The sequence below is a fragment of the Amycolatopsis balhimycina FH 1894 genome, from assembly GCF_000384295.1.
GTDB classification, from domain to species: Bacteria; Actinomycetota; Actinomycetes; order Mycobacteriales; family Pseudonocardiaceae; genus Amycolatopsis; species Amycolatopsis balhimycina.
The window spans coordinates 1,264,286-1,290,002 of the sequence record NZ_KB913037.1; the positions used below are offsets into that span (position 1 = coordinate 1,264,286).

Genomic DNA, 25,717 nt, shown 5'->3' on the forward strand with positions numbered 1-25,717 from the left:
CGGGCTCCGGAAGGGTGGATTCCGTAAAGCCATCCCGAGGAGCCCGATGTCCGCCACCGTCGTCACCCGCCGCGCCGCCCGGCCCGCGGTGCGGGTGTGGTGGCGCGACGCCGCCGGGCTCACGGCCTGGTTCAGCGTGCTGTTCGTGGTCGCGCTCTGGGTGTCCGGCCGCGGCCTGCAGGATCTCGGCACCGGCTTCTTCACCTCGGCCGGGCGGCTCGCCGGGTTGCTGTCGGCCGACCTCCTGCTCCTGCAGCTGCTGCTCATGGCGCGGATCCCGTGGGTGGAACGCGGCTACGGCCAGGACCGGCTCGCCCGGTGGCACCGGATCGCCGGCTTCACGTCGATCACGCTGCTGGCCGCGCACCTGGTGCTCATCACCCTCGGCTACGCCGTCACCGACCGGTCGGACGTGCTATCCGAGGCCTGGGCGCTGGTGACGACCTATCCCGGCATGCTCCTGGCGGCCGCCGGGACCGCCGCGCTGGGCATGGTCGCCGTGACGTCGGTGCGCGCGGCCCGGCGGCGGCTGCGCTACGAGTCCTGGCACCTGCTGCACCTCTACGCCTACCTCGGCGCCGGTCTCGCCCTGCCGCACCAGCTGTGGACGGGCGCCGACTTCACGGCCTCACCGGTCGCGACCGCGTTCTGGTGGACCGCTTACGCCGCCGCGGCCGGCGCCGTGCTCGTGTTCCGCGTCGGACGGCCGGTGTGGCTCAACGCGCGGCACCGGCTCGTCGTCGAGCAGGTCGTGCCCGAAGGCCCGGGCGTCGTGTCGGTGTACCTGCGCGGCCGCGACCTCGACCGGCTGCCCGTCGCGGCGGGCCAGTTCTTCGTCTGGCGGTTCGCCGGGCCCGGCTGGACGCGCGGCAAGCCGTTCTCGCTCTCGGCCGCGCCGGACGGGCACCGGCTGCGGATCACCGCGAAGGACCTCGGCGAGGGCAGCCGCCGGCCGGCCACCCTGCGCCCCGGCACGCCCGCGCTGTTCGAAGGCCCGTACGGCCGGCTGACCGAAACTGTCCTCAAAGGACACAAGGTCGCCCTGTTCGCGTCCGGGATCGGGATCACGCCGCTGCGCGCGCTCCTCGACGAACTCCCCTACCGCCCCGGTGACGCGGTGCTGTTCCACCGCGCCGGCCGCCCGGAGGACCTGCTCTTCCGCGACGAACTCGAAGAACTCGCCGCCCGCCGCGGCGTCCGCATCCACTACCTGCTCGGCCACCGCTCGCCCGGCCGCGCGTCCTGGCTGCCCGCCGGGTACGCCCCCGTGCCCGACGAGCAGGTGCTGCGCCACCTGGTGCCCGGCATCGCCGACCACGACGTCTACGTCTGCGGCCCGGACGGCTGGACCGGCGCCGTGGTCGACAGCGCACGCCGCGCCGGCGTCCCCGCCGGCCGCGTCCACTCCGAGCGGTTCGCCTGGTAGGAAAGGAGACTCCGATGCGCAGGATCGCCATCGCCCTCGCGGCGACCGTGTCCGTCGTCGTGCTGCTGTTCAGCTACCGCACCAGCACGGACTCCACGCCCGTGGCCACGAGCGGTCCGGCCGAGCCGTCCGGCACCTCGTCCGGGACTTCCGCCGGCGGCGACGGGACGTTCACCGGCGACGCCGCCGACACCCGCTACGGACCGGTCCAGGTCCGGATCACCGTCGCCGGCGGCAAGATCACCGACGCCCAGGCCATCGAATATCCCCAGGAAAGCGGCCGCGACGTCCGGATCAACTCCACCGCCGTGCCGGCGCTGAACCAGGAGACGCTGCAGGCCCAAAGCGCGCAGATCGACACCGTCAGCGGCGCCACCTACACCTCCGAGGGCTACCGGCATTCGCTGCAGTCGGCGATCGACCAGGCCCACCGCTGACCACTTTAACCCTCCACAAAGGACACCATGACGACCGTCGACGGCCTGCCCGCCCACATCCTGCTCGTGCACGCGATCGTCGTGCTGCTGCCCCTTTCCGCCCTGCTCCTGGTGCTCACCGCCCTGTGGCCGGCCGCGCGCGCCAAGCTCGCCGGGCCGAACGCGATCCTGGCGGTGCTGGTGGTGGTCCTCGTCCCGATCACCACCGACGCGGGTGAATGGCTCGAACGGCGGGTCGCGCGGTCGCCGTTGGTGCGCACCCACACCGAACTCGGCGACACCGCGATCTGGGTGGCGATCCCGGTGGCCGTGCTGGCCCTGCTGGTGTGGTGGCGGCAGCGGGAGACCGGGACGAAATCCCGCCGCACGTTCCTCGGTCCGGCGTCGAAGGCGGTCACGGTGGTGCTCGCGGTGCTGTCCCTCGCGGCCGCCGGGGCGGCGGTCTTCGACATCTACCGCATCGGCGACTCCGGCGCCCAAGCCGGCTGGGAGGGCCAGTTCAGCAGCGCACCGGCGGCGGGCCGCTGAGCTCGCCGGGGGTTACGGTGGTCGAGCCCGGTCGCGGCCCCGCCGTCGGTGCCCGGCGCGGCGAGGACTTCGGGATTTGCTGGCTCAGGGCCTCGCTCAAGCGCCTGGCCCCGGCTCAGACCCCCTTGATCCGTTCGACGAGCTCGTCGCGGTACTCCCGCACCGCCTGGAACTCCGGTTCGTCGCCGGTCGCCCGCTTCAACGCGCCTTCCAGGATCTTCAGCCCCTGGCGTTCGTCGCCGCGCGCATCAGCCTGCCTCGCGGCGTTCTCCATGGCTTTGGCGAGCTTGGTCCGCGCCTCGGGTTCCTTGGCGGCCTTGTGGATCCGGATCCAGTTGCCGCCCGGATCGACGACGGTGAACCCGGTGTACCGGTCGTTGCGCAGCCGCGGCCGGGTCATGCGCGGGATGCCGGAGACGAGGAGTTTCCCGTGCACGGACCGCATCCCCGCCGCGAAGGCCTCGAACAACGCGCCGGTGTCCGCCACGATGACCAGGCACGTGCTGTACGACTGCGCCGGGTCGTAGCCGTCCATCCCGAAGAAGTGCAGGTTGAGGTCTTCCCGTCGCACCGCGACGTGCGGGTTCGGCCGCGTCTGCCGATAGGTGATCTCGAAGCCGAGCATCTCGTAGAACGACGCGATCTCGTCGATGGAGGGACAGGGCAGGAGCGGAATGGTCAGTTCGTTCGCCATGGCCCGAAGCTAAGCCCGGACATGCCGAAACGACACCGAGCTATTTGCTCATGCGAACAGCATGGACGCCACCCGCCGGCCGCGCCACCCGGGCTGACGCCGGGTAGCGCGGCCGGACCCCCATGAGAGCCGGCCTTACGGCACGGCACGCGATTTCGCTCAGCCGGCGGGCGCCGCGATCACTGGAAGACGCTCGACGCGGGCGGGCACAGGTTCAGCCAGCGGCCGGTGTCGTTGAAGAGGTCCGTCTCGCCCGTCTGCCTCGCGATACGGCGGACGTTGTTGACGTCCTGGAACATCACGTGACCGGTGATCGGGCCCACCCGGCCGTCGTCGTCGACCCCCATCCGCCGCTGGTAGGTCTTCACGCCGCGCTCGGTGTTGCCGCCGAAGTCCGAGTCCTCCCCTTTGGGACCGACGCTGATCCCGTTGTAGGTGTGCACGACGTGCTGGACACACCACACCGCTTGTCCGTTGTTCCCCCGCACGATGTCCGCGAACGCGGCCGTGGCGGAAACCGCCAGCATCCCGGCCGCGAGGACCCCGATCGTCGCTCCCCGTCCGGCCTGCCTCCACTGCATGACTCTCCCCTTTCGTTGCGGCGATTGCGGCATCGGAAGATTGCCGGCACCCAGCCTCCGACGGCGTGCCGGGCGCCGGGGCGATTCCGACCGAACCCGAACGCGGGGTCAGGGCGTCTGGCTGCGCGAAGGACACGGGGAGGACGGCCGGGTGACGGGCCCGGTCATCGTCGTCCCCGACACGACGACGTGGGGGCGGACACCATGGACGAACCGGCCAGAGACGGGTATTCCGCGGTCACCTTCACCGCGCCACCCGCCCCGGGCGCCGCCACCACCCTCGACGAGCTCGTCGACCGGTTGCGGCTGCTGAAGTCCTGGGCCGGTTCCCCGTCCTACGAGACCATCAAGGAGCGGGTCAACCAGGAGTGGACCGCCTCGGGCCGGCCGGCGAGCGAGCTGGCGGGCAAGACCACCGTCGTGGACCTCTTCCGGTCCGGCCGGCGCCGGGTGAACACCGATCTGATCGTGGCGGTGGTCCGGGCACTGCACCCGGACGCGGGCTACGCGGCTCAATGGCACCAGGCGCTCCGTGTCATCGGCGGGGAAAGCACGGCGGCGGCCCAGGTCCGGGTCCAGGACGCCCTGCCGCGGGACATCGCCGAGTTCACCGGCCGCGCCGCCGAGCTCGAGGAGCTCGGCCGGCTCCTGGGCGACCAGGACGGTGGCGCGGTGGTGATCTCCGCGATCGAGGGCATGGCCGGCGTCGGCAAGACGCTGCTCGCCGTCCACGCCGGCCATCTGCTCAGCCGGCGGCAGCCGTTCGACCGGGTGCTGTTCGCCAACCTGCGCGGCTTCCACCCCGACCCGGCCCAGCCACCCGCCTCCCCGGCCGCCGTCCTCGACGGCTTTCTCCGCCTGCTCGGCGTGTCCGGGCAGGAGATCCCGCACGCACCGGACGCCCGCCGCACGCTCTACCGCAAGCTGCTCAGCGGCATCCGCGCCCTGGTCGTGCTGGACAACGCCGCGGACGCCGCCCAGGTCCGGCCGCTGCTCCCCGGCTCCGCCGGCTGCGTCACCCTGGTCACCAGCCGGCGCAGCCTCGCCGAGCTGCACCCGGCGGTCCACCTCGAAGTGGACGTGTTCGCCCCCGCCGAGGCCGTCCGGTTCCTGCGCCGGGCCGCACCCCACGTCCCGGTCGGCGACGACGCCCAGGCCGCCACCCGGATCGCCGAACGCTGCGGGCACCTGCCACTGGCCCTCGGGCTCGTCGCCGGGCACCTGCGCGCCAAACCCGGCTGGACGCTGACCGATCACGCCGACTGGCTCGACGAACGCCACCGGGACCGGCGCCTGGACACCGGCGTCGAACTCGCCCTACAGCTGTCCTACCGGGACCTGCCGCCCGACCGGCAGCGCCTGCTGCGGCTGCTGGCCCTGCACCCCGGCCAGGACGTGGACGCCTACGCCGCCGCGGCTCTGGCCGGCACCGGCCTCGGCACCGCCCGCACCCATCTGCGCCACCTGCGCGACGACCACCTGCTGCAGGAGATCACGCCCGGCCGGTACACCTTCCACGACCTGGTGCGCGTCCACGCCACCACCCGGGCCCACGACGAAGACCGCCCGGCCGACCGCCGCACCGCGCTCACCCGCCTCTTCGACCACTACCTCGCCGCCACCACCACGGCCATGAACACCCTGCACCCCGCGCAGGCCCACCAGCGCCCGCGGGTCGCCCCGGCCGGCACCCCGGCCCCGCCGCTGAGCGACCCGGACGACGCCCGCGCCTGGCTGGACGCCGAACGCCCCACGCTGGTCGCCGTCTCCGCCCACACCGCCACCCACGGCTGGCCGGCCCACACCGTCCGGCTCTCCCGCGTGCTGCACCGCTACCTCCAGGGCGGCCACCACACCGACGCCGTGGCCGTGCACGGCCACGCCCACCAAGCCGCCCGGCAGACCGGCGACCCGGCCGAGCAGGCGCACGCGCTGACCGACCTCGGCGTCGCCCACTGGCGACTGGGCAGGCACGAGGAGGCGACCGAGTACCTCCGGCAGGCCATGGAGCTGTTCCGGCGGACCACGGACGCGGCCGGCCAGGCCCGCACGCTCAACAGCCTCGGCATCATCGCGGACCTCTCCGGGCACTGCCAGACGGCCGTCGAGCACTACGCGACGGCGTTGTCCCTGCTGCGCCGGACCGGCGACCGGGACAGTGAAGCCCGCACGCTGACCAACCTCAGCATCGTCGAGGGGCGGCTGGGCCGCCATCGGTCGGCGGCGGGCCACTGCACCCAGGCATTGGTCCTGGCCCGCCGGATCGGCGACCGGGACAGCGAGGCCCACGCGCTGAACAACCTCGGTGACGTCGAGCTCCGGTCGGGGCGGGCCCTGCCGGCGGGCCGCCACCTCCGGCAGGCACTGGCGCTCTTCCGGCAACTCGGCAACCGCAGCGGCGAAGCCTGGACGCTGGACCTGCTCGGGACGTTCCACCTCCGCCGCGGCAAGCAGGCCGAAGCCGCCGAATGCCACGAGCGGGCCCTCGCGATCTTCCGCGACACCGGCGACCGGGACGGCGAGGCGTCGGCGCTCAACAGCCGTGGCGAAGCCGCGAACACCACCGGCCACCCCGCCGACGCGCTCACCCACCACACGGCCGCCCACGCCATCGCCACCGAGATCGACGCGCGCGAACAGCAGGCCCGCGCCCACACCGGCCTCGGCCGCGCCCACCACGCCCTCGGCCGGCCGGACCAGGCCCGTGAGCACTACCGGCAGGCACTCGACCTCTACACCGCCCTCGGCACGCCCGAAGCCGACGAGGTCCGTGCCCACCTCGGCACTCTCGCCTCCAGCCGGTGACCTGGACGAAGCCTCTTCCGTCCCTTGCGGACATTCGTGGCGGAGCTCAGGTCCTCTGTGGACGAGCGGCGGATTCCGTTACGCCGTCCGGCCCAGCGTCCAAGCCGCCACCGGGCGCGGTTCGGCGGGCGCGCCGAGCTTGGTGCCTTTGCGATAGCCGCCGAAGATCATGGCGAGCACCAGGATGGCGAGGAAGATCACCAGGACCCACAGCCACAGGGACTTGCGCACGACGTCTCCCGTCGTCAGAGAGCTGGCCACGCGGACCAGAGCACCGTACATCCGCCCGCCGCTTAACCCGGCGGCGGTGTGGGTATTCCTCCCGGCATGGGTGCTTGGGGCAAGCGGCTCGTCGTCATGGCGGTGGCAGTGGTGGTCCTGGCCGCGGCGGTCCTCGTCGCATCGGCCGTTCACCTGTTACCCCAGCTGCGCAACCCGTTCGCCGAACGGACCGAGGAGCACTCCGGTCCGGTGCTGCTGCAGTCGATCGTCGAGCTCTCGCGCTACGAGGCCGCCAGCGGCTCGTTCCAGGTGGTCGTCGACATCACGACGAGCTCGGTCCTGCCCAGCTTCCTCGTGGGCAGCGACACGCTGTTCATCGGAGTCGGCACGGAAAACGCGTACGTGGACTTCGCCCGGCTGAAGGGCGACGCCGTCAAGGTGTCCGACGACCGCCTGTCCGCCACGATCACCTTGGGCCACGCCCAGCTGGAGCCGGCGACGCTGGACGTGCACGAGTCCCATGTGTACGCCCAGCAGCAGGGCCTGTTCACCCGGATCAACGACTTCCTCAGCGGGAACCCCAACTCCCAGCAGGCGCTGTACGAGCTCGCCCAGAAACAGATCGAGGGGGCGGCCGCGAAAAGCACGCTGGTGGCCGATGCGGAGCGGAACACCAGGACGATGCTGATCGGCTTGCTGCACTCACTCGGCTTCAAGAACGTCACCGTGAACTACGCCGACAACGCCACCGGCTGAGCGCCGATACGATGGGCCGCAAACCCGAGCGACACACTCACGGCGAACGGAGTGCGCACGTGCTGCCTGTGCTGGTCCAGCGAATCGTCTACGGGATCTACACGCACCGGCTGCGAAAACAGCTCGTGGGCGCCGAACTGCCGGAGCACGTCGGGATCATCATGGACGGCAACCGCCGGTGGGCGCGCCAGATGGGCATGGCCGACCCGAGCATCGGCCACAAGTACGGCGCCGAACACGTCGAAACCGTGCTCTCCTGGTGCGAGCGGGCGGGCGTGAAGCACGTGACGGTCTACCTGTGCTCGACCGAGAACCTCGCCCGCCGCGAAGACGCCGAGGTGTCGTACCTGATGCAGCTGATCGAGCAGGTGATCACCGACAAGCTCGCCCAGCCGGACGCCGGCTGGCAGGTCCACGTCGCCGGCACCCTCGACGCCTTGCCGGACACCACCGCGCACGCCCTGAAGAACGCCGTCGAAGTCACGCGCGACTGCGGCACGGGCCACCACATCACCCTGGCGATCGGCTACGGCGGCCGCCAGGAGGTGGTCGACGCGCTGCGCGCCCTGCTGACCGAACACGCCGCCGCCGGGACGCTGGACGAGCTGGCCGGCACCATCACCATGGAGGACGTCTCGCGGCACCTGTACACCGCCGGGCAGCCCGACCCCGACCTGGTGATCCGGACCAGCGGCGAGCAGCGGCTGTCCAACTTCCTGGTCTGGCAGAGCGCCTACTCCGAGCTGTACTTCTGCGACACGTTCTGGCCGGCCTTCCGCGAGGTCGACTTCCTCCGCGCCCTGCGCAGTTACGCGCGGCGGAACCGTCGTTACGGCGGCTGAGCGGGTACTACGTCTCCCCGGCGGTCAGCCGCCCGGCTCGGCGCCGGCTCCGTCGCAGGCCACCTCCGCCCACACCGTTTTGCCGCCGGTTTCGCGGTGTTCCCGGACGCCCCAGGCGGCAGCGAGCTTCTCCACCATCAGCATGCCCCGGCCACCGGGCGTGGTCAGCGACGGGTTCGCCACCACGGGGTGAGCCGAGCAGCCGTCGTCGACCTCGACCCGGACCCGACAGGGCTGCGGGGTGTAGGCCATCCGGATTTCCGACGGGCCTCGGCCGTGATCGTAGGCGTTGGTGACCAGCTCGGTGACGACGAGCAGCACGTCGCCGAGGTGAGCGTCGCCGACCCGGTCCAGCGTGCGAGCCGCCCAGCGACGGACCTGGACCAGCACCGGTGCCGAGGTGCCACGGAGGTCCAGTGACCACGGAGGCGACGTGCTGCTGCCCTCCGTCTCGTCGGGCATGACGACATCACCCTTCCCGGGCTTCCGTCCTCACTGCCGAAGACGTCCGTCTCTGTGCCTTACCCGGGTGGTCCCGAAGCCAAACCGTCCCCCGCCGGGCGGCGAGCTCGAGGATCCACGCGCTCCACGCCGTGTCGGCGCGCTGACCGGGCGGCGCCGAGGGCGACCAGTGTCGGTTCGGCGCCGTCGAACCGAAGCGGGCGCCCGTCTTGGCGAAGGTGCCGGTGAAGCCGCGGTGTCTTGAATGACTCATTCAGGTCTTCGGAGGTCCTGAACGAGTCATTCAAGACCTCCGGCGACCACCGCGGAGCCGGCCTCAGGACCCGACGGGCGCGACGACGCGGGCCACGCACTCCCGGAGCAGCGCCCTGCGCTGTTCGTGCACCTCGGCGGGTTCCCCGGCCGTGGCGGCGTAGACGTTGCTGACCGGCGACCACGCCATGGACATGGCGATCACCATCGCCATCAGGTCGAAGGGGTCCCCCCGCGCGCACCAGCCCGGCGGCCTGCGCTTCGGAGATCGCTCGCAGCTTGGGGTGGTCCATCCGCTCGGCGTCGGCCACCAGGTGCCCGGCCGGCCGGCGCTCGAGGCGGGTCCACGTCGCGAGCCGGATGAGGTCACCGGCTGGCTGGCCGGCGAGAGCGAACCCGCTCTCCGCCGCGCCACCCTGCAGCGACGCGACCTGCGCGACGACGACATCGCGATCCGCGTCGACTACTGCGGGGTCTGCCACACCGACTTGCACTCCCTGCGTGCTCCGCGGGACGCCGCGCTCGTGCCGGGCCATGAGTTCACCGGCGTCGTGACCGCCGCCGGTCCCGCCGTGACGCGGTTCGCCGCCGGGGATCCGGTCGCGGTCGGCAACATCGTCGACTCCTGCGGGAAGTGCTCGATGTGCCGCCGCGGCCAGGAGAACTTCTGCGCCGAGTTCCCGACACTCACCTACGGCGGAACCGACCGCCACGACGGCTCGCCCACGCTGGGCGCGTTCTCCCGCGAGTACGTCGTCCGGGACGAGTTCGCCTACCGGCTCCCCGCGGGCCTCGATCCCGCGGCGGCCGCGCCGTTGCTGTGCGCGGGGATCACCGTGTGGGAGCCGCTGCGCGCCCTCGGCGCCGGGCCCGGCACGCGGGTGGCGGTGGCCGGCCTGGGCGGTCTCGGGCACCTGGCGGTCAAGTTGTCGGTCGCTCTCGGCGCGGAGACGACGGTGATCAGCCGTTCACCCGACAAGGCGGCCGACGCGAGCCGGCTCGGGGCGCGGGACCTGCTGGTGTCGACCGACCCGCGGCAGCCGGCCGCGGCCCGCGACCGGTTCGACATCGTCATCGACACCGTCGCCGTCGCCCACGACATCGGCCCGCACCTGCGGCTGGTCGCCCTCGACGGCACCCTCAGCCAGGTCGGGCACCTCGGCCCGATCACGGTCGAGGCGATGGACCTGCTGGTGGGCCGCAAGAAGCTGACCTCCGCGGGCAGCGGCGGCCGGGCCGGGACTGCCGCCATGCTCGAGTTCTGCGCCCGCCACGACGTCACCGCCGACGTCGAAGTCGTGCCGTCGGCGCACGTGAACGACGTGCTGGAACGCTTGGCCCGCAATGACGTCCGCTACCGCTTCGTCCTCGACCTGGCCGACCTCGACCACGAAGACCCCCCTCAGAAGGCGGTGTAGCCGCCGTCGACGGGGAGGACCGCGCCGGTGATGTAGGACGACTCCGGCGAGGCGAGGAAGACGACCGCGTCGGCGATCTCTTCGGGGACGGCGAGGCGTTGCAGCGGGATCTGGCTTTCGCGCAGCCGCCGGTAGGCCTCGGGGTCCGGCCTCCGCCGGAACGACGCTTCGATGACGGGGGTGGCGGTCAGGCCGGGAGCGACGACGTTGACGCGGATGTTGCGCGCCGCCCATTCGATCGCCGCCCCCTTGGCGAGCATGATCAGGCCGCCCTTGGCGGCGGAGTACAGGACTTCCCCTGGCTTGCCGACGATGCCGAGCCGGGAGCCGACGCAGACGAACGAGCCGCCCTCGGGTGGCATCAGCGGCGCGAAGTGCTTCATCACCAGGAACGCGCTGAGCAGGTTGCTGTGGAGGACGTCCTTCGCGTCGTCGTAGGCCATCTCGGTGAGCGGGCCGCTGACCTGCAGGCCGTGGTTGAGGACGACGACGTTCACGGTGCCGGCGGACTCGGCGGCCCGGCGGGCCAGCTCCACGACGAACGCCTCGTCGTTGAGGTCCCCGGGGATGTACACGTCACCGGGCCGGGTGGTGCCGAGCCGCTCCCGGCGGCTCGTGAGCAGCAGCTGGGCGCCCTCACGGCGGAAACGCGCGCTCACCGCCTCCCCGATGCCGCTGCCGGCGCCGGTCACCAGGGCGGTGACCTTCTCGAGTCTCATGTCGGACACTCCTTCGCGGGGTGGGTCAGCCGAGGAAGCCGCGGGCGTCGACCGGCCACCGGCGCGGCGCGGTGCCCGCGCTGTCGGTGACGATCAGCTCCTCGAAGTTGATGACGACCGGGCAGACGTGGTTGGGCACTACGGGAACCACGTCGCCGACGCCGGGGCGGGCGGCGCCGCCGGGCAGCGCGAGGAAACCGTGGTACTCGTTGAGCTTCGAGAGAACGGCCTCCGTGCCGAGGACGGCGCCGTAACCGCGCCCGGGACTGCCTTCGCGGCCGAGGGCCTTGGTGCCCGCGTCGAGGATGACCTGGCCGGGAACCCAGTCGCTGACCACGGTCGCGGCGACGAACAGGGCGATCTGGTCGTCGGTGCAGGCGCCGAGCCTGCTGTTGTCCAGGTCGCCGAAGACGTACTCGCCGGGCCGGATTTCGGTGATCAGGTCGCCGGTGGAGAACTCGACGGTGGGCGTGGAGCCCGCACTGACCACCTCGGCGGGGATCCCCGCCTGGCCGAGACCGCGGACCGCGGTGGCGAGTGCGGTCTCCTGGTCCCGCGCGGCGCGCTCGCGGGCGTCCCGGCCGGAGCTGCCGTGCCCCGGATACGTGAAGACGCCCACCGGCACGAGGCCGCGCTTGCGGGCGGCGAGCGCGAGGTCGCCCGCGAACTCGGGTGGCGCACCGGAACGGCGGGCGCCGCAGTCGACCTCGACCACGACTTGCAGCCGGTCCGGTTCGTCTCCCATCGCGTCGGCGAGGGCGTCGATCGCCGCGACGTTGTCGACGCCGACCCGCAGCCGGGTGGTCTCGGCGAGCCGGCGGATCCGGGCTCCCTTCGTTCCCGCGGGCCAGACCGGATAGGCGAGGAAGATGTCGCCGAAGCCGGCCGCGGCGAAAACCTCGGCCTCGCCGACGTTTCCGGCGGTGATCCCGACCGCCCCCGCGGCGACCTGACGCCGGCCGATCTCCACGCACTTGTGCGTCTTGACGTGCGGCCTGACGTCGAGGTGGTGCGCGGCCGCGAAGCCCTGCATGCGGTCGATGTTGTCCTGCATGACGTCGGCCAGCACGACCGGCGCGGGGGTGTCGATCCGCCCGAGAAGACCGTCGAGTACCCGGTGCAGCCGGTTCACGTCGCGCTCCTCACGGGCGCGGCAGGCCGAACAGCACGGGCAGGTCGGCGATGTCCGTGATCCGCTCGTAGCCGAGCCACGGCTCGTCCTGCTCGAAGCCGCGGTCGACGTACACCTTGTGCTCGATGCCCATCACGGCCGCGGGGCGCAGGTCGTACTTCGGGCTCGCCGAGACGTGCACGAGCTCGCCGGGTGCCACGCCGAGCTTGTCCAATGTGTACTCGAACGCGCGCAGCCGCGGCTTGTAGGCGCCCATCTGCTCGGCTGTGATCACGACCTCGAACGGGGCTTGGAGGTTCTCCACGAGGCGCGCCGCGTGCGCGTCGTCGGTGTTCGTCACGATCACCAGCGGAACGGCCTCCGCCAGGCGCGTCAGTGCCGCGGTGACGCCGGGGTACGGGACCCAGGTCGGGATCTCTTCGTACACCGCGCGAGCGTCGCTTTCGCGGTACTCCAGGCCGAACCGGCGCATGGTCCGTTCCAGGGAGCAGGCGACGATCCGGTGGAAGGGCTTCCACTCGCCCAGGCACTCGTCGATCCGGTAGGCGTCGCCGGCCCGCAGGAAGTCGTCGGCGACCTCCGGCGGGAGGCGGTCGCCCAGGACCCGGCGGATCGCGTCGTTGATGCGGAAGTGGATCAGCGTCCCGTTCATGTCGAACGTGACGAACTTCGGCTTGCTGTCGAAAGCCACGGAATCCTCCAGGCGGTGATCCGGCGAGCGGTCGGAGTGGCCGCTCAGCACTGAGTGTCGGTCGCGAGTCGTCAACTGTCAACAGTTGACGACTGGCTGGGTTCCGCTCGCCCGGCTCGCCCGGGTCGCTATGGTCCATGAGGTGACGAGCAACCCGACACCGCGCGACCACAACAAGGCCTCGGTTCTGGAGGTGGTCCTCTCCCGGGCACCGTTGACGCGCAACGAGGTCATCGAACTCACCGGCCTGAGCAAGGCCACGGTGTCGCGAGCGGTCGAAGAGCTCCGCGCGGACGGTTTCGTCGCCGACGGCGGGGTCGACGCGGCCACCGGCCGGGGCAGGCGGTCGACCTACCTGGACGTGCCCGGCACGGCCGGGCACGTGGCCGGGGTCAGTTTCGGCGTGCTGACCACCTGCGTCCTGGTCACCGACCTGCGGGGCCGCGAGGTACACCACGTGGTCGTCCCGACCGCGAACCACGATGACGCCGGCGACGCCGCCGAGTGGCTGGCCGGCCTGATCGAGGAGACCGCCGGAGCCGGGCGGGGTCCCCTGCGCCAGATCGTCGTCGCGGTGCCCGGCCGGGTCCGCGACGGCACGGAGATCTTCAGTCCGGCGCGGTCGATGAAGATCTTCACGGGTTCCGGCCTCCACCGCGCCGTCGCGGACCTGGTCGACGCACCGGTACTCCTCGACAGTGACGCCAACGCGTCCCTGCTGGCCATCCTCGCCGAGGACACCAGCATCGGGAATGCCGCGCTCTTCAATCTCAGCAGCGTGCTGAACTTCGCCGGCTGCACCGGACACGAACTCGCCCGGGGGCGCACGCCGGCTTTCGGCGGGATCGGCGTCCTCTGCGCCGGAGCCGGCCAGGAGACCCTTGACGACCTGATGAGCACGCGAGGGCTCCTCAAGTTCGCCCGCGGCCGGGGACTCGGCCTGAAGCGCGTCGAGGACCTCTGGCGAGGCCGGCGGGACGACGAAGCGCACGCCGAGGTCGTGGCCGCCTTCACCACGGCGATCGTGACCGCCACGAGCGCGGTCGCCGTGACACTGGACCCGGAAACGGTCTACTTCGCGGGCCGGCTGTGCCCCCTCGTCGAGGAGGTTCTTCCCGAGGTGCGCAGCCGCCTCGGCCGGATCCTCCCGGCGGCGCCCGAGGTCAAGGTCGTGACGCAGGTCGTCGGCCTGTCCACGGCACGCGGAGCGGTGTTCGCCTGCTTGGCACTGACCCAGGAGCGGCTGCGGGACGCGGCACTCGGGGCGCGCGGCCGGCGCACGGAACAGTCCACACCGGCCTTCTGAAGGCCGGCCCGGCGGTTTCGTCCACTTGGATGCGCTACCGCCGAAGTGTCCGATATGGACCGACTCGCGGCGTCGCGCACCTTCGATCTCGAACTATTCAAGTTTCAGGTTGAAACTGGAACAAATGATGGTATGGTCGGTCGTGCCAGCGAGGAGCACCGACCGAACGAGACCGAAGGTGGCCGCCGATGACTTCGACGTTGAGCCGGGCAATCGCCAACTACCCCAACCGGTTCGACCCCGGGATGCTGAGCGAGCTCCCGGAAACCCTCCGGGAGACCATCCGCCGTCGCGACGAGGTGCTCGGTCCCGGCTACACGCTCATCTACCGGGAGCCGGTCGAGTTCGTCTCCGGGCACGGGGCCCACCTGGTCGACCGCGACGGCAACGACTACCTGGACGCGTACAACAACGTCCCCTGCGTCGGCCACGCCCACCCGCACGTGGCCCAAGCGGTCTCCCGCCAGGTGGCGACGGTCAACACCAACACGCGCTACGTCCAGGAGGCACTGGTCGCCTACGCCGAGCGGTTGCTCGCCACCTTCCCCGAAGGACTGAGCAGGCTGAGCCTCGCCTGCAGCGGTTCGGAAGCGAACGACCTCGCGGTACGGGTGGCGAAGTTCCACACCGGCGGTACCGGAATCATCGTGACCCGGTGGGCCTACCACGGCATCACCAGCGAGGTCGCGAGCTTCTCACCCACGCTGGGTACGGGTTCGCCACTGGGGCCGAACGTCCGCGTCATCGACCCGCCCGACCCGCGGCTCGCCGCGCCCGGGGTCGATCTCGCCGAGCACATGCGCGGTCAGGTCCGCGGCGCGATCGACGATCTCGAGCGGCACGGGTTCCGGCTCGCGGCTTTGGTCACCGACGGCGCGTACTCCAGTGACGGGATCTTCACCGACCCGGTCGGGTACCTCCCGGGCGTCGTGGACGAGGTCCGGGCGGCCGGCGGTGTCTACATCGCGGACGAGGTGCAGGCGGGGTTCGCCCGGCTCGGCGAGACGATGTGGGGCTTCAGCCGCCACGGCGTGCTCCCGGACATCGTCACCATGGGTAAGCCGATGGGCAACGGGATGCCGATCTCCGGCGTCGTGTTCCGGCCCGAGGTCTCCGACGAATTCGGCCGGAGCGTCCGCTACTTCAACACCTTCGGCGGCAGCTCGATCCCGGTGGCCGCCGGTGCCGCGGTGCTGGACGTCTTCGAGGAGGAGAACGTCCGGCAGCGCGTCCTCGAGAACGGCACCGCTCTCCGGAAAGGGCTCGAAGAGATCACCGGGGACTCCGCTCACGTCGCCGAGGTCCGCGGCAGCGGCCTGTACGTCGGCGTGGAGATCGTCGGGGACCGGCAGACGAGCGAGCCCGACCGCGCGCGTGCCGAGGACGTGATCAACGACCTGCGCGATCGCCGGGTCCTCATCAGCGGCACGGGCAAGGCCGCCAACGTCCTGAAGATCCGTCCTCCCCTGGCTTTCACCGCCGCGGACGTGACCCGGTTCCTGGAGACCTTCGCCGAGGTCGCCAAGGTCCGCCTGTAACGGCCCGTCCGGAGGAAATGATCGTGACCACCGCACCGGATGCGAACTTCGCTCAGCGGCTCCTCGAGGAGAGCGGCCTGGCATCGCCGCACGAGCCCGTGGACATGGCGCTCGTGAGCACCCTCGTCGCGAAGCACTACCACGTCAGCGGCAACCTCGAGCGGCTGGCGACGGAGAAGGACGACACCTTCCGGCTCAGGACCGGCTCGGGGAACTACCTCGTGAAGGTCTCCCCGCCGGACGAGCCGGAGGCCGCGGTCGCACTCCAGACCGCCGTGATGCGCTTTCTCGAGGACACTGCCCCGGAGCTTCCGGTCCAACGGGTGAAGCTGACAGTCGACGGGAACGACAACGTGGTTCTCGCGGCAGGCGACGGCAAGACCCGCGTTCTCCGGGTACTCGGCTTCGTCGACGGCGAGGTCCTGGCGCAAACGCACGCGGAACCCGGTCAGCTCGCCCGCGCGGGCGAGCTGCTGGGCCACGTCGACCTCGCGCTCGCGGCGTTCAGCCACCCCGCGGACCGGCGCGGTCTGGTGTGGGACATCCGCCATTTCCACCGGCTGACCGGACTCGCCGAGCACACGCCGGACTCCGGGCACCGCCGGCTGGCGCGAGAGGTCTTCGCGCTCTTCGAGGCAGCTGTCGTCCCGGACCTCGACCACCTGGAGACCCAGGTGATCCACGGTGACTTCAGCCCGCACAACATCGTCGTGGACCGGCGGCACGACGACTTCGTGACGGGTGTCATCGACTTCGGTGACACCCTGCGCACCGCGGTGATCTTCGATCCCGCCGTGGCGCTGGCGAACCTGCTCGGCCGGACGCCGGGCAGCCCCTGGCGGGAGGCCTGCGCCTTCGCCGCCGGCTACGACAAGGTGCGGCCGATCAAGGACGGCGAACTGCCTCTGCTCCCGGTCGCCGCACTGGCCCGGCTCACCCTGCGCGCGCTGCTGACCGACTGGCGTGCGCGGCGTGTCCCGGAACGGCGCGACTACCTCCTCAGCCACGCCGAGAACGACTGGCTCAACGTGGAGCGTGCGCTGGCCGTGCCGCTCGGCGAAGTCGTCGCGCACCTGGCGGCAAGGCCGTCATGACCAAGCTCCGGTTCCACCCCATGAAAGGAAAACAGCCATGATCGAGTTCGAGCCCAAGTACATCACGTTCGACATGCACGGGACGCTGATCCGGTGGCACCTCACGGACCTGACCCGCAAGCTGCTGGCCGACATCGTCCCCGGCGACCGGATGGACGAAGTCCTCCACAGCTTCAAATGGCAGCGTCTCGACGAGGTGCTGAACCCCTGGAAGCCCTTTCCGGACATCATCCACGACTCGCTGCGCAAGACCCTGGAACGCTTCGACCTGCCGTACCGGAAGGCTGACAGCCAGGCCATCGTGGACGCGATCCCCACCTGGGGCCCCTACCCCGAGGTGCCCGAAGCGCTGCGGACGCTGGCCTCCCGCTACCCCCTGGTCATCCTGAGCAACGCAGCCGACGACCAGGTCATGAGCAACGTGGAGAAGCTCGGGGCCCCGTTCCACGCGGTCTACACCGCCGAGCAGGCCCAGGCCTACAAACCGCGGTACCAGGCCTTCGAGTACATGCTGAGCCGGCTCGGCTGCGGACCGAAGGACATCCTGCACGTCTCCGCCAGCCCGCGCTACGACCTCATGGCCGCCAACGACCTGGGCGTCACGAACAAGGTCCACGTCAACCGCGGTTTCGAGCCCAGCACCCCCGGCTACGGCTACTACGAAGTCAACCTGCTCTCCCAGGTTCCCCCGCTGCTCGGCATCTGAACCGGGCCGATCCGGAGTCACGACCGCGTGCTGTGCGCGGTCTTCTCCGTGAGCGTCTGCAGGTAGTGGAGGTCGAGGGCGCGGGTGAACGCCGCCTCGTCCCGGGCGGCGAGCGCGTCGACGATGGCCTGGTGTTCCTGGAAAAGCGAGTCTTCGGAGGGGTACCAGCGTTCGAGCCGGTTGATCGACAGCGACGACTCGGCGATCAGCGTGGAGTAGGCGCGCTGGATCCGCGAGTTGCCGGAGGCGGCCACCAGTGAGCTGTGAAAACGCAGGTCCAGCTCGACGACTTCACGCCACCGGCCCGACCGCTCCGCCGGGCCGATCTCGTCGACGATCGCCTGCAGTTCGCCCACGGTTCGCTCGAGGACGCCGTCGTCCGCGGACAGCACCTTCGCGCCGCAGCGGGCTTCCAGCGTCTGGCGGGCCTCGTAGATCTCGGCGATGTCCTCGGGCGTGATGTCGGTGACGAAGACGCCCCGGTTGGGGATGCGAACCAGCAGTCCTTCCTGCACCAGCCGCTGCAGCGCCTCGCGCACCGGACCCCGTGACACGCCCAGCTGCTTGGCGATCTCGGACTCCGACAGCGCCTGCGAGGGCTGCAGGGTGCCGCCGAGGATGTTGTTCCTGATCTGGGCGGCGATCGTGCCGGACACCGACTGGTAGTCGATGGCCTGCAGGTTCAGGTTCTTCATCCGGTTCCCCCTGGTGTGAGACCCACTGTGGTCGTTCGTTCACTGAAGACTGTTGACGATAACACGAGCCGAAACGCAGCGTTCACAGCAAACTGTTGACAGTTTACAGTGACCCGGCTTACGGTCCTTCCCTGCCGGACACCTCCGCTTCACCTGGAAAGGGCACCCTGTGATCGACTCAGCCTTCCGGCCGAAGTACGTCTCGTTCGACTGCTACGGCACGCTCATCGACTTCCAGATCACCCCGGTCACCCGCGAGCTCGTCGGCGACCTGCTCACCCCGGAGCAGTTCGACCGGTTCGTGATCGACTTCCGCGGGTACCGGTACGACCAGGTCTGCGGGGAGTACTACGACTACCAGCAGGTTCTCCACGACGCCTACGCCCGGACCTGCGCGAAGTGGGGCCTCGCCGTGGCCGAAGACGCCGGTGAGCGCTTCTCCGACGCCGTGCTGTCCTGGGGCCCGCACGCGGACATCCCCAGCCCGCTGAAGAAGCTGGGTGAGCACTACCCGCTGGTGATCCTCTCCAACGCCAACACCCGCTACCTCGATGTCAGCGTGCCCAAGCTCGGAGCCGACTTCCACGCCGTGTACACCGCCGAGCAGGCCGGCTTCTACAAGCCCCGCTACGCCGCGTTCGAGTACATGCTCGACCAGCTGAACACCCCGCCGGAGCAGTTCCTCCACGTCTCTTCGCACACCCGGTACGACCTGATGCCCTGCCACGACCTGGGTTTCACGAACACCGTCCTGCTCGACCGCGGCTACGACCCGCCGGCCCCGGTCTACGGCTACACCAAGGTCGATTCACTCGACGAGCTGAACGGCCTGCTGGGGCTCTGAGGGCGATGAAACTGACTTCCTACTGGCAGGACACCGCCACCCCCGCCGGGGACCACCGGCGGACGCCGGTCCCCGAGCGGGTCGACGTCGCGGTCGTCGGCGGCGGGCTCACCGGGACCTCCGCGGCCGTCGAACTGCGCAAGCTCGGCGCGTCCGTCGCGGTCCTCGAACAGCACACGATCGGCTGGGGAGCGTCGGGCCGCAACGGCGGCATGGCCACCACCGGCCTGGCGATCGGCTTCGGCACCGCGGTGAAACGCTACGGCGCCGACCGCGCGGTCGCGATGTTCCGGACCTACAACGACGCGATCGACAGCATCGAGAAGCTCGTCGCCGAGCACGGGATCGACTGCGACTTCGAGCGCTCGGGCAAGCTGACCCTCGCCCACCGGCCGTCGCACTTCGAGGCGATGGTCAAGACCCGCAAGGCGCTGGAAGAGCTCGCCGACCACGAGGTCATTACGGTCCCGAAGAAGGACATCCACTCCGAAATCGGTTCCGACTTCTACTACGGCGCCACGGTGGACCCGTACGGCGCGGGGCTGCACGTCGGCAAGTTCGTGCACGGCCTGGCGAAGGCGGCCGGTGACCTCGGCGCGACGATCTGCGAGAACGCCGAAGTGACCGCGCTGGACCGCAATCCGCGCGGCGGGCACACCCTGCAGACCACCCGCGGGCGGCTGCACGCGGACCAGGTGCTGATCGCCACCAGCGGCTACACCGGGAAGGTGACGCCGTGGCTGCGGCGGCGGGTGATCCCGGTCGGCAGCTTCATCATCGTGACCGAGCCCCTGGCCCAGGACGTCGTGGACCGGATCCTGCCGCACCGGCGGCAGGCGTCGGACAGCAAGAACCTCGTCTACTACTTCCGGATCACCCCCGACAACCGGCTGCTCTTCGGCGGCCGCGCCCGGTTCGCGATGTCCAGCCCGGACTCCGACGTCCGGAGCGGGCAGATCCTCGTCAGGGCGATGACCGAGCTGTTCCCGTACCTGGCGGGCACCCGGATCGACTACACCTGGGGCGGCCTGGTCGACCTGTCGATGGACCAGCTCGTGCACGCGGGCGAGCGCGACGGCGTCCACTACTCCGTCGGCTACAGCGGCCACGGCGTGCAGATGGCCACCTACATGGGCCAGAAGATGGCGCGGTTCATGTCCGGGGACGCCGAAGCCAACATCTGGGGCGACGTCAAGTTCCCCGCCGTGCCGGGGCACTTCGGCCGCCCGTGGTTCCTCCCGCTGATCGGCGGCGGGGCGCGGGTGCTGGACGCGATCTCATGACCACCACGGCTCCGGTGACGGCGTCGTTCGGCCTGCCCGGCGGCGCCCTGGTCGCCGGCGAGTGGCAGACCGGCGGGCTCACGTCCGGGGTGGCCGACCCCCACGACGGCACACCCGTCGGGTGGGTCGCGCGCAACGACGCGGCCGACGTCGATGTCGCCGTCCGGGCGGCGGCCCGAGCGGTCGCCGAGCCGTGGCCGCTCTGGCAGCGGCGCGAGGCCCTCGAGGAGGCCGCCCGGCTGGTCCGGGACGAGGCCGCCTGGCTGGCCGGGATCATCAGCGCCGAGGGCAGCAAGACGATCGCCGAGGCCGAGCAGGAGGTGCGGCGCTGCGCCGAGACGCTGCGCCTGTCCGCGGCGGCGGGCCCGGTCCTGCGCGGCGAGGTGCTCGAGTTCGACGACAGCGACCGCGGCGCGGGCAAGCGCGGCTGGTTCGTCCGCGCGCCGATCGGGGTCGTCGCGGCGATCACCCCGTTCAACGACCCGCTCAACCTGGTCGCCCACAAGGTCGGCCCGGCACTGATCGCGGGCAACGGCGTCGTGGTGAAACCCGCCGACACGACTCCGCATTCGGCGCTGGCCCTGGCGGCCATCCTGCTGCGGGCCGGGGTCCCGGCGGCCCGGATCTCGGTCGTGTGCGGCGACGGGGAAACCGGGCACGCGCTGGTGACGCACCCGGGCGTCGACGTCGTCTCGTTCACCGGCGGCCCGGCCACGGCGGCACGGATCGCGGCGGCGGCCGGGCCGAAGAAGCTCCTGATGGAGCTCGGCGGGAACAACCCGGTGATCGTGTGCGGTGACGCGGACCTCGAGAAGGCCGCCGACGCGATCGTGCGCGGCGCGTTCGGGTGCGCGGGGCAGAACTGCCTGTCCGTCCAGCGCGTCTACGCCGACGCGGCGATCCACGAAGAACTGCTGACCCGGATCACGGCCGGCACCCGCGCGCTGAAGGTCGGCCCCAAGACCGACCGCACCACCGACGTCGGCCCGATGATCAGCGAGGCCGAGGCCGCCCGCGTCGAGGCCTGGGTCGACGCGGCTTTGGCCGGGGGCGCCCGCGCGCACACCGGCGCCCACCGCGGCGGCGCCTACTACCACCCGACCGTCCTCACCGACGTGCCCGCGGACGCCGACGTCCTGGTGCGCGAGGTGTTCGGCCCGGTGGTGACCGTCATCCCGGTCGGCTCCGCCGACGCGGCGATCGCGGCGGCGAACAGCTCGGAGCACGCCCTGCAGGCCGGTGTCTTCACCGGCGTGCTCGACGACGCTCTGTCCATCGCGGACCGGCTCCACGCCGGCGCCGTGGTCGTCAACGGCACCAGCGACGTGCGGATCGATTCGATGCCGTTCGGGGGATTCAAGAGTTCGGGGATCGGGCGCGAAGGCATCCGGTTCGCGGTGGAAGCGATGAGCGAGCCGAAGTGCACGATCATCGCCGGGGACCCGCAGCGTCAGTCCACAGTGAATCGCACCAAGTAGACAACAGGCATCGGGCATGTTCTGCTCGTCAGCGGTGTGACCGCCGCACGGGCAGCCCCCGTCGAAGGAGAATCCAATGCGGGTCAAGGCGGCTATGAGCGCGGTGGTCCTCACCGCGGCTGTGACTTTGACAGCGTGCACGACCGAGGGCGCCGCCCCGGCGGGTGGCGGTGGGGGCGCCACCGCCGAGCACACCGACGACATCTCGGCCGGCGTCCAGCCGGACCCGGCGGCGGTCGCGCTGCTGCCGGCCGCGGTGAAGGCCAAGGGCACCCTGGTGACCGCGGAGGACCTGACCAGTCCCCCGACCACCTTCATGGCTTCGGACAACAAGACACCGATCGGCTTCAACCCGGACATCGCCCGGCTCGTCGCGGCCAAGCTCGGCCTGAAGCTGGAGATCAAGAACGTCAAGTTCGACGTCATCATCCCCGGCCTCCAGGGCAACCGCTACGACCTCACGGTGTCGACGATGGGGACCTCGGCCGAGCGGCTGAAGGTGCTCGACATGATCGACTACTTCTCGAACGGCTCGACGGTGGCCACGGCCTACGGCAACCCGAAGCACCTGGCCATGGACTCGTTGTGCGGCGCCACTCTCGGCGTGCAGTCCGGCAGCACCCAGGAGCTCAAGTGGCTGCCGAAGCTGAACCAGCAGAACTGCGTGAGCAAGGGGAAGGACCCGATCAAGTCGGTCGCGCTGCCGAGCGTCAGCGACGCGCTGACCCAGGTCGCCTCCCGGCGCATCGACGGCGTCTTCTACGACGCGACCTCGCTCAACTGGGCGAAAGCCAAGCAGCCGAACGCGTTCGACGTCCTGCAGCCGGTGCTGAACCCGTTGCCGGTGGCCGTCGCACTGAACCTGAACTCGCCGCTGACCCCCGCCGTCCAGGCCGCGCTGCAGTCCGTCATCGACAGCCCGAAGTACCAGGAAGCGTTGTCCCGCTGGGGTTTCCAGGGCCTGGGCGTCACCAAGGCGGCCCGCTCCAAGCCGCAGCCGAAGTGACACGGGGACGACGACGAGGAGGAGGCGACCGGTGACCGTACTCGCGCCCGAGGAAAAGAAACGGATCAGGCCCCCGCGCCCGCGGGACTACGTCGCCTGGGTGGCGGCGGTCGCGATCGTCGCCGGGCTGGCCTACGCCCTGGTCAGCAACGGCAACTTCCACTGGGACGTGGTGCTGCGGTACTTCACCGCCGCCTCCATCCTCGACGGCGTCGGCATCACCCTCATGCTCACCGCGGTGAGCATGGTCCTCGGGACCGTGCTCGGTCTCGTCCTCGCCGTCATGCGGATGTCGTCGCAGCGGCCGATCTCGGGGCTGGCCCGGCTGTACATCACGTTCTTCCGGGGCACCCCGGTGCTGGTGCAGCTGGTGTTCTGGTTCAACGTGGCCGCGCTGTACCCGAACCTGTCCATCGGCGGCCACGCCCTGGACATGAACGCGCTCATCACCCCGCTCACCGCGGCGATCATCGGGCTGACGCTCAACGAGGCCGCCTACATGGCCGAGATCATCCGCGGCGGCTTCGCGGCGGTGCCCCGCGGCCAATTCGAGGCGGCCGAGTCGCTGGGCATGGGCGAGTTCACCAAGCTGCGGCGCGTGATCATCCCCCAGACCATGCCCGCGATCATCCCGGCGACCGGCAACCAGGTGATCGGGATGCTCAAGGAAACCTCGCTGGTCAGCGTCCTCGGCGTCGCCGACTTGCTGCAGAGCGCGCAGGCGATCTACGCCCGGACGTACGAGACGATCCCGCTGCTCATCGTGGCGAGCCTGTGGTACCTGATCATGACGCTCACGCTCAGCGTTCCGCAGTCGATGATCGAACGCCGGTTCTCGCGCTCGTCCCGCCCGGCGATCAAGGTGAAGGAGTCGCTGCTGTGAGCGCCGACGGCACGATCGTGGCACGCAAGCTGTGCAAGAGCTTCGGGCACCACCGGGTCCTGAAGGACATCGACCTGACCGTCGCGGCCGGCGAGATCTCCTGCATCATCGGCCCCAGCGGCTCGGGGAAGTCCACCCTGCTGCGCTGCATCAACGGGCTGGAGACGATCGACCGCGGCGTGCTCCGGGTCAACGGCGAGGACTTCGGTCACGTCGAACACGAGAACGCCTACCACGCGGTCACTCCGCAGCGGCTGGCGCACCAGCGGACCCGGATCGGCATGGTGTTCCAGCAGTTCAACCTCTTCCCGAACATGACGGCCGAAGCGAACGTGATGTCCGGGCCGGTGCTGGTGAAGAAGGTCGCCAGGAAGGCGGCCCGGGAACAGGCCGCCGAGCTGCTGGCGCGGGTCGGGCTCGCGGGCTGCGGGCACAAGTTCCCGGCGCAGCTCTCCGGCGGCCAGCAGCAGCGCGTCGCCATCGCCCGCGCGCTCGCGATGGATCCGAGCATCATGCTGTTCGACGAGCCGACGAGCGCGCTCGACCCCGAACGCGTCGGCGAGGTGCTCGCCGTCATGCGCGACCTCGCCGACCTCGGGATGACGATGCTCGTCGTCACCCACGAGATGGGGTTCGCGCGCGAAGTGGCCAAAGACATCCTGTTCATGGACGACGGCGTCGCCGTCGAGCGCGGGGACGCCCGTGAGGTGCTCGCCAACCCGGCCGAGCCGCGCACGCGGGAGTTCCTGGAAAGGGTGCTGTGATGGACGGCGAACTGGCGGTCATCGGCCTCGGCAGCGTGGGCAGCATGGCCCTGTGGCAGGCCGCGCGCCGGTCCGGCACCGGGGCCGGCGAGGTCGTCGGGTTCGAGGCGCGGACCCCGGGCCACACCCGCAGCGCGGTCGGCGGGGACACGAGGCTGTTCCGGATGACCTACCGCGGCGGACCCCGGTACGCCCCGTTGCTGGAGCGGGCGAACCTGCTGTGGCCGGAACTCGAAGCCGAGGCGGGGCAGGAGATCCTGAACCGGTGCGGCGGTCTGTCGATCGGCGCACGGGACGGGGAGTACCTGCCGCAGCTGCTCGCGAGCGCGACGGCCGACGGCACGCCGTTCGAGTTCCTCGACCACGACGAACTCGCCGCCCGCTATCCGCAGCACCGGCTCCGGCCGGACGACTGCGCGCTGTTCGACCCGCGGGCGGGCTTCCTGCGCACCGACCGCGCGGTGCTCGCGGCGACGCGGGCCGCCCGCGAAGCCGGCGCCGAAGTGCTGGAAGACACGGCCGTCGACGAGATTCACGAGGAACCGGACTCGGTGGTGCTCCGGTCCGGGCCGCGCAGCTGGCGGTTCGAGCGGGTGATCGTCGCCGCCGGCGGCTGGTCGTCGCACCTGCTCCCGCCGCCGGTCGCGGCCGCCGTCCACCCCCGCCGGAACTACCTCACCTGGTTCGTCGCCCGGCGACCGGAGGAGTTCACGCCGGAGCGGTTCCCGATCTTCATCCGGATCGAAAGCGACCGGTCCCTCTACGGCGCGCCGAGCACCGACGGGGTGACCGTGAAAGCGACCCTCGACGGGCGCTCCCAGCCCGCCGAGCACGCCGACCGGCTCAGGCGCGAGCTCACCGAGGAGGAGATCACCGAGACCCGCGAAACGGTGAGCGAGTTCCTGCCCGGCCTGGTCCCGAGCATCGTGCGGGCCGACGCGTTCCCGGATCTCTTCACCGCGGATCACGCCCCGCTGCTGGGCTGCCTGCCGGGGCGGCCGCGCACGGTCTTCGCCACCGGTTTTTCCGGCACGGGCTTCAAGATCGCCCCGGCGTCCGCCGAAGCCGCGGTCGCGATCGCGTTCGGCGAGCCCGCGACCGAGGCGAAGGAGTTCGACCCCGCCCGCTTCGGGGCCGGCTGAGGGGGCGGCGCCC

The 25,717-nt window shown here is 71.0% G+C and carries 27 protein-coding genes and 1 pseudogene; 18 read left to right on the forward strand and 10 right to left on the reverse strand.

Going from position 1 to position 25,717, the window contains the following annotated elements; translation table 11 throughout:
* Nucleotides 1–46: 46 nt before the first annotated feature.
* Genes A3CE_RS0104930 through A3CE_RS0104940 form a run of 3 tightly spaced genes read left to right on the forward strand, consistent with a single transcriptional unit; the run spans nt 47 to nt 2,391 of the window.
* Nucleotides 47–1,426, forward strand: coding sequence for a ferredoxin reductase family protein (locus A3CE_RS0104930; RefSeq protein ID WP_020638954.1), 1,380 nt, complete (start codon nt 47–49; stop codon nt 1,424–1,426).
* A 14-nt stretch (nt 1,427–1,440) separates the two neighbouring features.
* Nucleotides 1,441–1,863, forward strand: a complete 423-nt coding sequence (locus A3CE_RS0104935; RefSeq protein WP_020638955.1) for an FMN-binding protein — start codon at nt 1,441–1,443, stop codon at nt 1,861–1,863.
* A 27-nt stretch (nt 1,864–1,890) separates the two neighbouring features.
* On the forward strand, nt 1,891–2,391 hold the full coding sequence (locus tag A3CE_RS0104940) for a DUF2231 domain-containing protein (protein ID WP_020638956.1): 501 nt from the start codon (nt 1,891–1,893) through the stop codon (nt 2,389–2,391).
* 115 nt (nt 2,392–2,506) lie between these two features.
* Here A3CE_RS0104940 and A3CE_RS0104945 read toward each other — a convergent pair whose 3' ends face one another.
* Entirely contained in the window at nt 2,507–3,085 is a 579-nt protein-coding gene (locus A3CE_RS0104945; RefSeq protein WP_020638957.1) for a VOC family protein, read from the reverse strand.
* A gap of 179 nt (nt 3,086–3,264) precedes the next feature.
* Complete coding sequence (locus A3CE_RS50180) at nt 3,265–3,666, reverse strand: peptidoglycan-binding domain-containing protein (protein ID WP_020638958.1); 402 nt, start codon at nt 3,664–3,666, stop codon at nt 3,265–3,267.
* 204 nt (nt 3,667–3,870) lie between these two features.
* Between A3CE_RS50180 and A3CE_RS54790 the strand changes: the two genes are divergently transcribed.
* Nucleotides 3,871–6,471, forward strand: a complete 2,601-nt coding sequence (locus A3CE_RS54790; RefSeq protein ID WP_026468153.1) for a tetratricopeptide repeat protein — start codon at nt 3,871–3,873, stop codon at nt 6,469–6,471.
* A gap of 78 nt (nt 6,472–6,549) precedes the next feature.
* Here A3CE_RS54790 and A3CE_RS50190 read toward each other — a convergent pair whose 3' ends face one another.
* Nucleotides 6,550–6,732, reverse strand: coding sequence for a hypothetical protein (locus tag A3CE_RS50190; RefSeq protein ID WP_125591496.1), 183 nt, complete (start codon nt 6,730–6,732; stop codon nt 6,550–6,552).
* Nucleotides 6,733–6,798: 66 nt separating this feature from the next.
* On the opposite strand from A3CE_RS50190, the gene A3CE_RS0104965 reads away from it, so the two are divergent.
* Nucleotides 6,799–7,449, forward strand: a complete 651-nt coding sequence (locus A3CE_RS0104965; RefSeq protein ID WP_020638961.1) for a DUF4230 domain-containing protein — start codon at nt 6,799–6,801, stop codon at nt 7,447–7,449.
* A 59-nt stretch (nt 7,450–7,508) separates the two neighbouring features.
* Nucleotides 7,509–8,291: a polyprenyl diphosphate synthase gene (gene uppS / locus A3CE_RS0104970; protein ID WP_020638962.1), complete on the forward strand. Its 783-nt coding sequence runs from the start codon at nt 7,509–7,511 to the stop codon at nt 8,289–8,291.
* Between the two features lie 24 nt (nt 8,292–8,315).
* Here uppS and A3CE_RS0104975 read toward each other — a convergent pair whose 3' ends face one another.
* From A3CE_RS0104975 to A3CE_RS59215, 3 genes and pseudogenes are all read right to left on the reverse strand, one after another.
* On the reverse strand, nt 8,316–8,753 hold the full coding sequence (locus A3CE_RS0104975) for an ATP-binding protein (RefSeq protein WP_020638963.1): 438 nt from the start codon (nt 8,751–8,753) through the stop codon (nt 8,316–8,318).
* A gap of 316 nt (nt 8,754–9,069) precedes the next feature.
* Complete coding sequence (locus A3CE_RS59210; RefSeq protein ID WP_125591498.1) at nt 9,070–9,201, reverse strand: transcriptional regulator; 132 nt, start codon at nt 9,199–9,201, stop codon at nt 9,070–9,072.
* Between the two features lie 97 nt (nt 9,202–9,298).
* Nucleotides 9,299–9,541: pseudogene (locus A3CE_RS59215) on the reverse strand (hypothetical protein); the annotation flags it as partial.
* On the opposite strand from A3CE_RS59215, the gene A3CE_RS0104985 reads away from it, so the two are divergent.
* Complete coding sequence (locus tag A3CE_RS0104985) at nt 9,452–10,423, forward strand: NAD(P)-dependent alcohol dehydrogenase (RefSeq protein ID WP_376741594.1); 972 nt, start codon at nt 9,452–9,454, stop codon at nt 10,421–10,423. The pseudogene A3CE_RS59215 and the gene A3CE_RS0104985 sit on opposite strands and share 90 nt — an antisense overlap.
* Here the strand turns inward: A3CE_RS0104985 and A3CE_RS0104990 are convergent.
* From A3CE_RS0104990 to A3CE_RS0105000, 3 genes are read right to left on the reverse strand one after another with little or no spacing between them, the layout of a single operon-like run.
* Nucleotides 10,408–11,142 carry an SDR family NAD(P)-dependent oxidoreductase gene (locus A3CE_RS0104990; protein ID WP_020638966.1) on the reverse strand — a complete coding sequence of 245 codons (735 nt, stop codon included), beginning with the start codon at nt 11,140–11,142 and terminating at the stop codon, nt 10,408–10,410. The genes A3CE_RS0104985 and A3CE_RS0104990 overlap by 16 nt on opposite strands.
* Before the next feature lie 25 nt (nt 11,143–11,167).
* Nucleotides 11,168–12,274 (reverse strand): alanine racemase, encoded by a 1,107-nt coding sequence (locus A3CE_RS0104995; protein WP_020638967.1) that lies wholly within the window; start codon nt 12,272–12,274, stop codon nt 11,168–11,170.
* A 10-nt stretch (nt 12,275–12,284) separates the two neighbouring features.
* The gene (locus tag A3CE_RS0105000) at nt 12,285–12,965 is read right to left on the reverse strand and encodes a haloacid dehalogenase type II (RefSeq protein ID WP_026468156.1); all 681 of its coding nucleotides are present in this window, start codon (nt 12,963–12,965) and stop codon (nt 12,285–12,287) included.
* A gap of 142 nt (nt 12,966–13,107) precedes the next feature.
* On the opposite strand from A3CE_RS0105000, the gene A3CE_RS0105005 reads away from it, so the two are divergent.
* The 4 genes from A3CE_RS0105005 to A3CE_RS0105020 all read left to right on the forward strand — a co-directional run bounded on the left by A3CE_RS0105005 (nt 13,108) and on the right by A3CE_RS0105020 (nt 17,609).
* On the forward strand, nt 13,108–14,271 hold the full coding sequence (locus tag A3CE_RS0105005) for an ROK family transcriptional regulator (protein ID WP_020638969.1): 1,164 nt from the start codon (nt 13,108–13,110) through the stop codon (nt 14,269–14,271).
* Between the two features lie 188 nt (nt 14,272–14,459).
* Nucleotides 14,460–15,809: an aspartate aminotransferase family protein gene (locus A3CE_RS0105010; protein WP_020638970.1), complete on the forward strand. Its 1,350-nt coding sequence runs from the start codon at nt 14,460–14,462 to the stop codon at nt 15,807–15,809.
* Nucleotides 15,810–15,826: 17 nt separating this feature from the next.
* Nucleotides 15,827–16,903, forward strand: coding sequence for a phosphotransferase (locus tag A3CE_RS0105015; protein WP_020638971.1), 1,077 nt, complete (start codon nt 15,827–15,829; stop codon nt 16,901–16,903).
* A gap of 37 nt (nt 16,904–16,940) precedes the next feature.
* A complete protein-coding gene (locus A3CE_RS0105020) occupies nt 16,941–17,609 on the forward strand; it encodes a haloacid dehalogenase type II (RefSeq protein ID WP_020638972.1) in 669 nt (222 codons plus the stop codon).
* Nucleotides 17,610–17,626: 17 nt separating this feature from the next.
* On the opposite strand, the gene A3CE_RS59220 is transcribed toward A3CE_RS0105020, so the two are convergent.
* Nucleotides 17,627–18,304: a GntR family transcriptional regulator gene (locus A3CE_RS59220; RefSeq protein ID WP_020638973.1), complete on the reverse strand. Its 678-nt coding sequence runs from the start codon at nt 18,302–18,304 to the stop codon at nt 17,627–17,629.
* 169 nt (nt 18,305–18,473) lie between these two features.
* On the opposite strand from A3CE_RS59220, the gene A3CE_RS0105030 reads away from it, so the two are divergent.
* From A3CE_RS0105030 to solA, 7 genes are all read left to right on the forward strand, one after another.
* On the forward strand, nt 18,474–19,148 hold the full coding sequence (locus tag A3CE_RS0105030) for a haloacid dehalogenase type II (protein ID WP_020638974.1): 675 nt from the start codon (nt 18,474–18,476) through the stop codon (nt 19,146–19,148).
* 5 nt (nt 19,149–19,153) lie between these two features.
* A complete protein-coding gene (locus tag A3CE_RS0105035; protein ID WP_020638975.1) occupies nt 19,154–20,431 on the forward strand; it encodes an NAD(P)/FAD-dependent oxidoreductase in 1,278 nt (425 codons plus the stop codon).
* The gene (locus A3CE_RS0105040; protein ID WP_020638976.1) at nt 20,428–21,909 is read left to right on the forward strand and encodes an aldehyde dehydrogenase family protein; all 1,482 of its coding nucleotides are present in this window, start codon (nt 20,428–20,430) and stop codon (nt 21,907–21,909) included. Before A3CE_RS0105035 ends, A3CE_RS0105040 begins: the two co-directional genes overlap by 4 nt.
* Before the next feature lie 76 nt (nt 21,910–21,985).
* Nucleotides 21,986–22,915, forward strand: a complete 930-nt coding sequence (locus A3CE_RS0105045) for an ABC transporter substrate-binding protein (protein ID WP_043790687.1) — start codon at nt 21,986–21,988, stop codon at nt 22,913–22,915.
* A gap of 31 nt (nt 22,916–22,946) precedes the next feature.
* Nucleotides 22,947–23,798: an amino acid ABC transporter permease gene (locus A3CE_RS0105050; RefSeq protein ID WP_020638978.1), complete on the forward strand. Its 852-nt coding sequence runs from the start codon at nt 22,947–22,949 to the stop codon at nt 23,796–23,798.
* The gene (locus tag A3CE_RS0105055) at nt 23,795–24,562 is read left to right on the forward strand and encodes an amino acid ABC transporter ATP-binding protein (protein WP_020638979.1); all 768 of its coding nucleotides are present in this window, start codon (nt 23,795–23,797) and stop codon (nt 24,560–24,562) included. Before A3CE_RS0105050 ends, A3CE_RS0105055 begins: the two co-directional genes overlap by 4 nt.
* Nucleotides 24,562–25,704: an N-methyl-L-tryptophan oxidase gene (gene solA, locus A3CE_RS0105060; protein WP_020638980.1), complete on the forward strand. Its 1,143-nt coding sequence runs from the start codon at nt 24,562–24,564 to the stop codon at nt 25,702–25,704. Before A3CE_RS0105055 ends, solA begins: the two co-directional genes overlap by 1 nt.
* Nucleotides 25,705–25,717: the final 13 nt, after the last annotated feature.

Excerpts from the sequence above, each read along its gene's own strand:
- A3CE_RS0105040 (WP_020638976.1), top strand. The coding sequence starts at position 20,428 with ATGACCACCACGGCTCCGGTGACGGCGTCGTTCGGCCTGCCCGGCGGC.
- A3CE_RS0105020 (WP_020638972.1), top strand. The coding sequence starts at position 16,941 with ATGATCGAGTTCGAGCCCAAGTACATCACGTTCGACATGCACGGGACG.
- A3CE_RS0104930 (WP_020638954.1), top strand. The coding sequence starts at position 47 with ATGTCCGCCACCGTCGTCACCCGCCGCGCCGCCCGGCCCGCGGTGCGG.
- A3CE_RS0104975 (WP_020638963.1), bottom strand. The coding sequence starts at position 8,753 with ATGCCCGACGAGACGGAGGGCAGCAGCACGTCGCCTCCGTGGTCACTG.
- A3CE_RS59210 (WP_125591498.1), bottom strand. The coding sequence starts at position 9,201 with ATGTCCATGGCGTGGTCGCCGGTCAGCAACGTCTACGCCGCCACGGCC.
- A3CE_RS0105035 (WP_020638975.1), top strand. The coding sequence starts at position 19,154 with ATGAAACTGACTTCCTACTGGCAGGACACCGCCACCCCCGCCGGGGAC.
- A3CE_RS59220 (WP_020638973.1), bottom strand. The coding sequence starts at position 18,304 with ATGAAGAACCTGAACCTGCAGGCCATCGACTACCAGTCGGTGTCCGGC.
- solA (WP_020638980.1), top strand. The coding sequence starts at position 24,562 with ATGGACGGCGAACTGGCGGTCATCGGCCTCGGCAGCGTGGGCAGCATG.
- A3CE_RS0104935 (WP_020638955.1), top strand. The coding sequence starts at position 1,441 with ATGCGCAGGATCGCCATCGCCCTCGCGGCGACCGTGTCCGTCGTCGTG.
- A3CE_RS54790 (WP_026468153.1), top strand. The coding sequence starts at position 3,871 with ATGGACGAACCGGCCAGAGACGGGTATTCCGCGGTCACCTTCACCGCG.
- A3CE_RS50180 (WP_020638958.1), bottom strand. The coding sequence starts at position 3,666 with ATGCAGTGGAGGCAGGCCGGACGGGGAGCGACGATCGGGGTCCTCGCG.
- A3CE_RS0104940 (WP_020638956.1), top strand. The coding sequence starts at position 1,891 with ATGACGACCGTCGACGGCCTGCCCGCCCACATCCTGCTCGTGCACGCG.
- A3CE_RS0105015 (WP_020638971.1), top strand. The coding sequence starts at position 15,827 with ATGATCGTGACCACCGCACCGGATGCGAACTTCGCTCAGCGGCTCCTC.
- A3CE_RS0105045 (WP_043790687.1), top strand. The coding sequence starts at position 21,986 with ATGCGGGTCAAGGCGGCTATGAGCGCGGTGGTCCTCACCGCGGCTGTG.
- A3CE_RS0104945 (WP_020638957.1), bottom strand. The coding sequence starts at position 3,085 with ATGGCGAACGAACTGACCATTCCGCTCCTGCCCTGTCCCTCCATCGAC.
- A3CE_RS0104965 (WP_020638961.1), top strand. The coding sequence starts at position 6,799 with ATGGGTGCTTGGGGCAAGCGGCTCGTCGTCATGGCGGTGGCAGTGGTG.
- A3CE_RS0104990 (WP_020638966.1), bottom strand. The coding sequence starts at position 11,142 with ATGAGACTCGAGAAGGTCACCGCCCTGGTGACCGGCGCCGGCAGCGGC.
- A3CE_RS0105010 (WP_020638970.1), top strand. The coding sequence starts at position 14,460 with ATGACTTCGACGTTGAGCCGGGCAATCGCCAACTACCCCAACCGGTTC.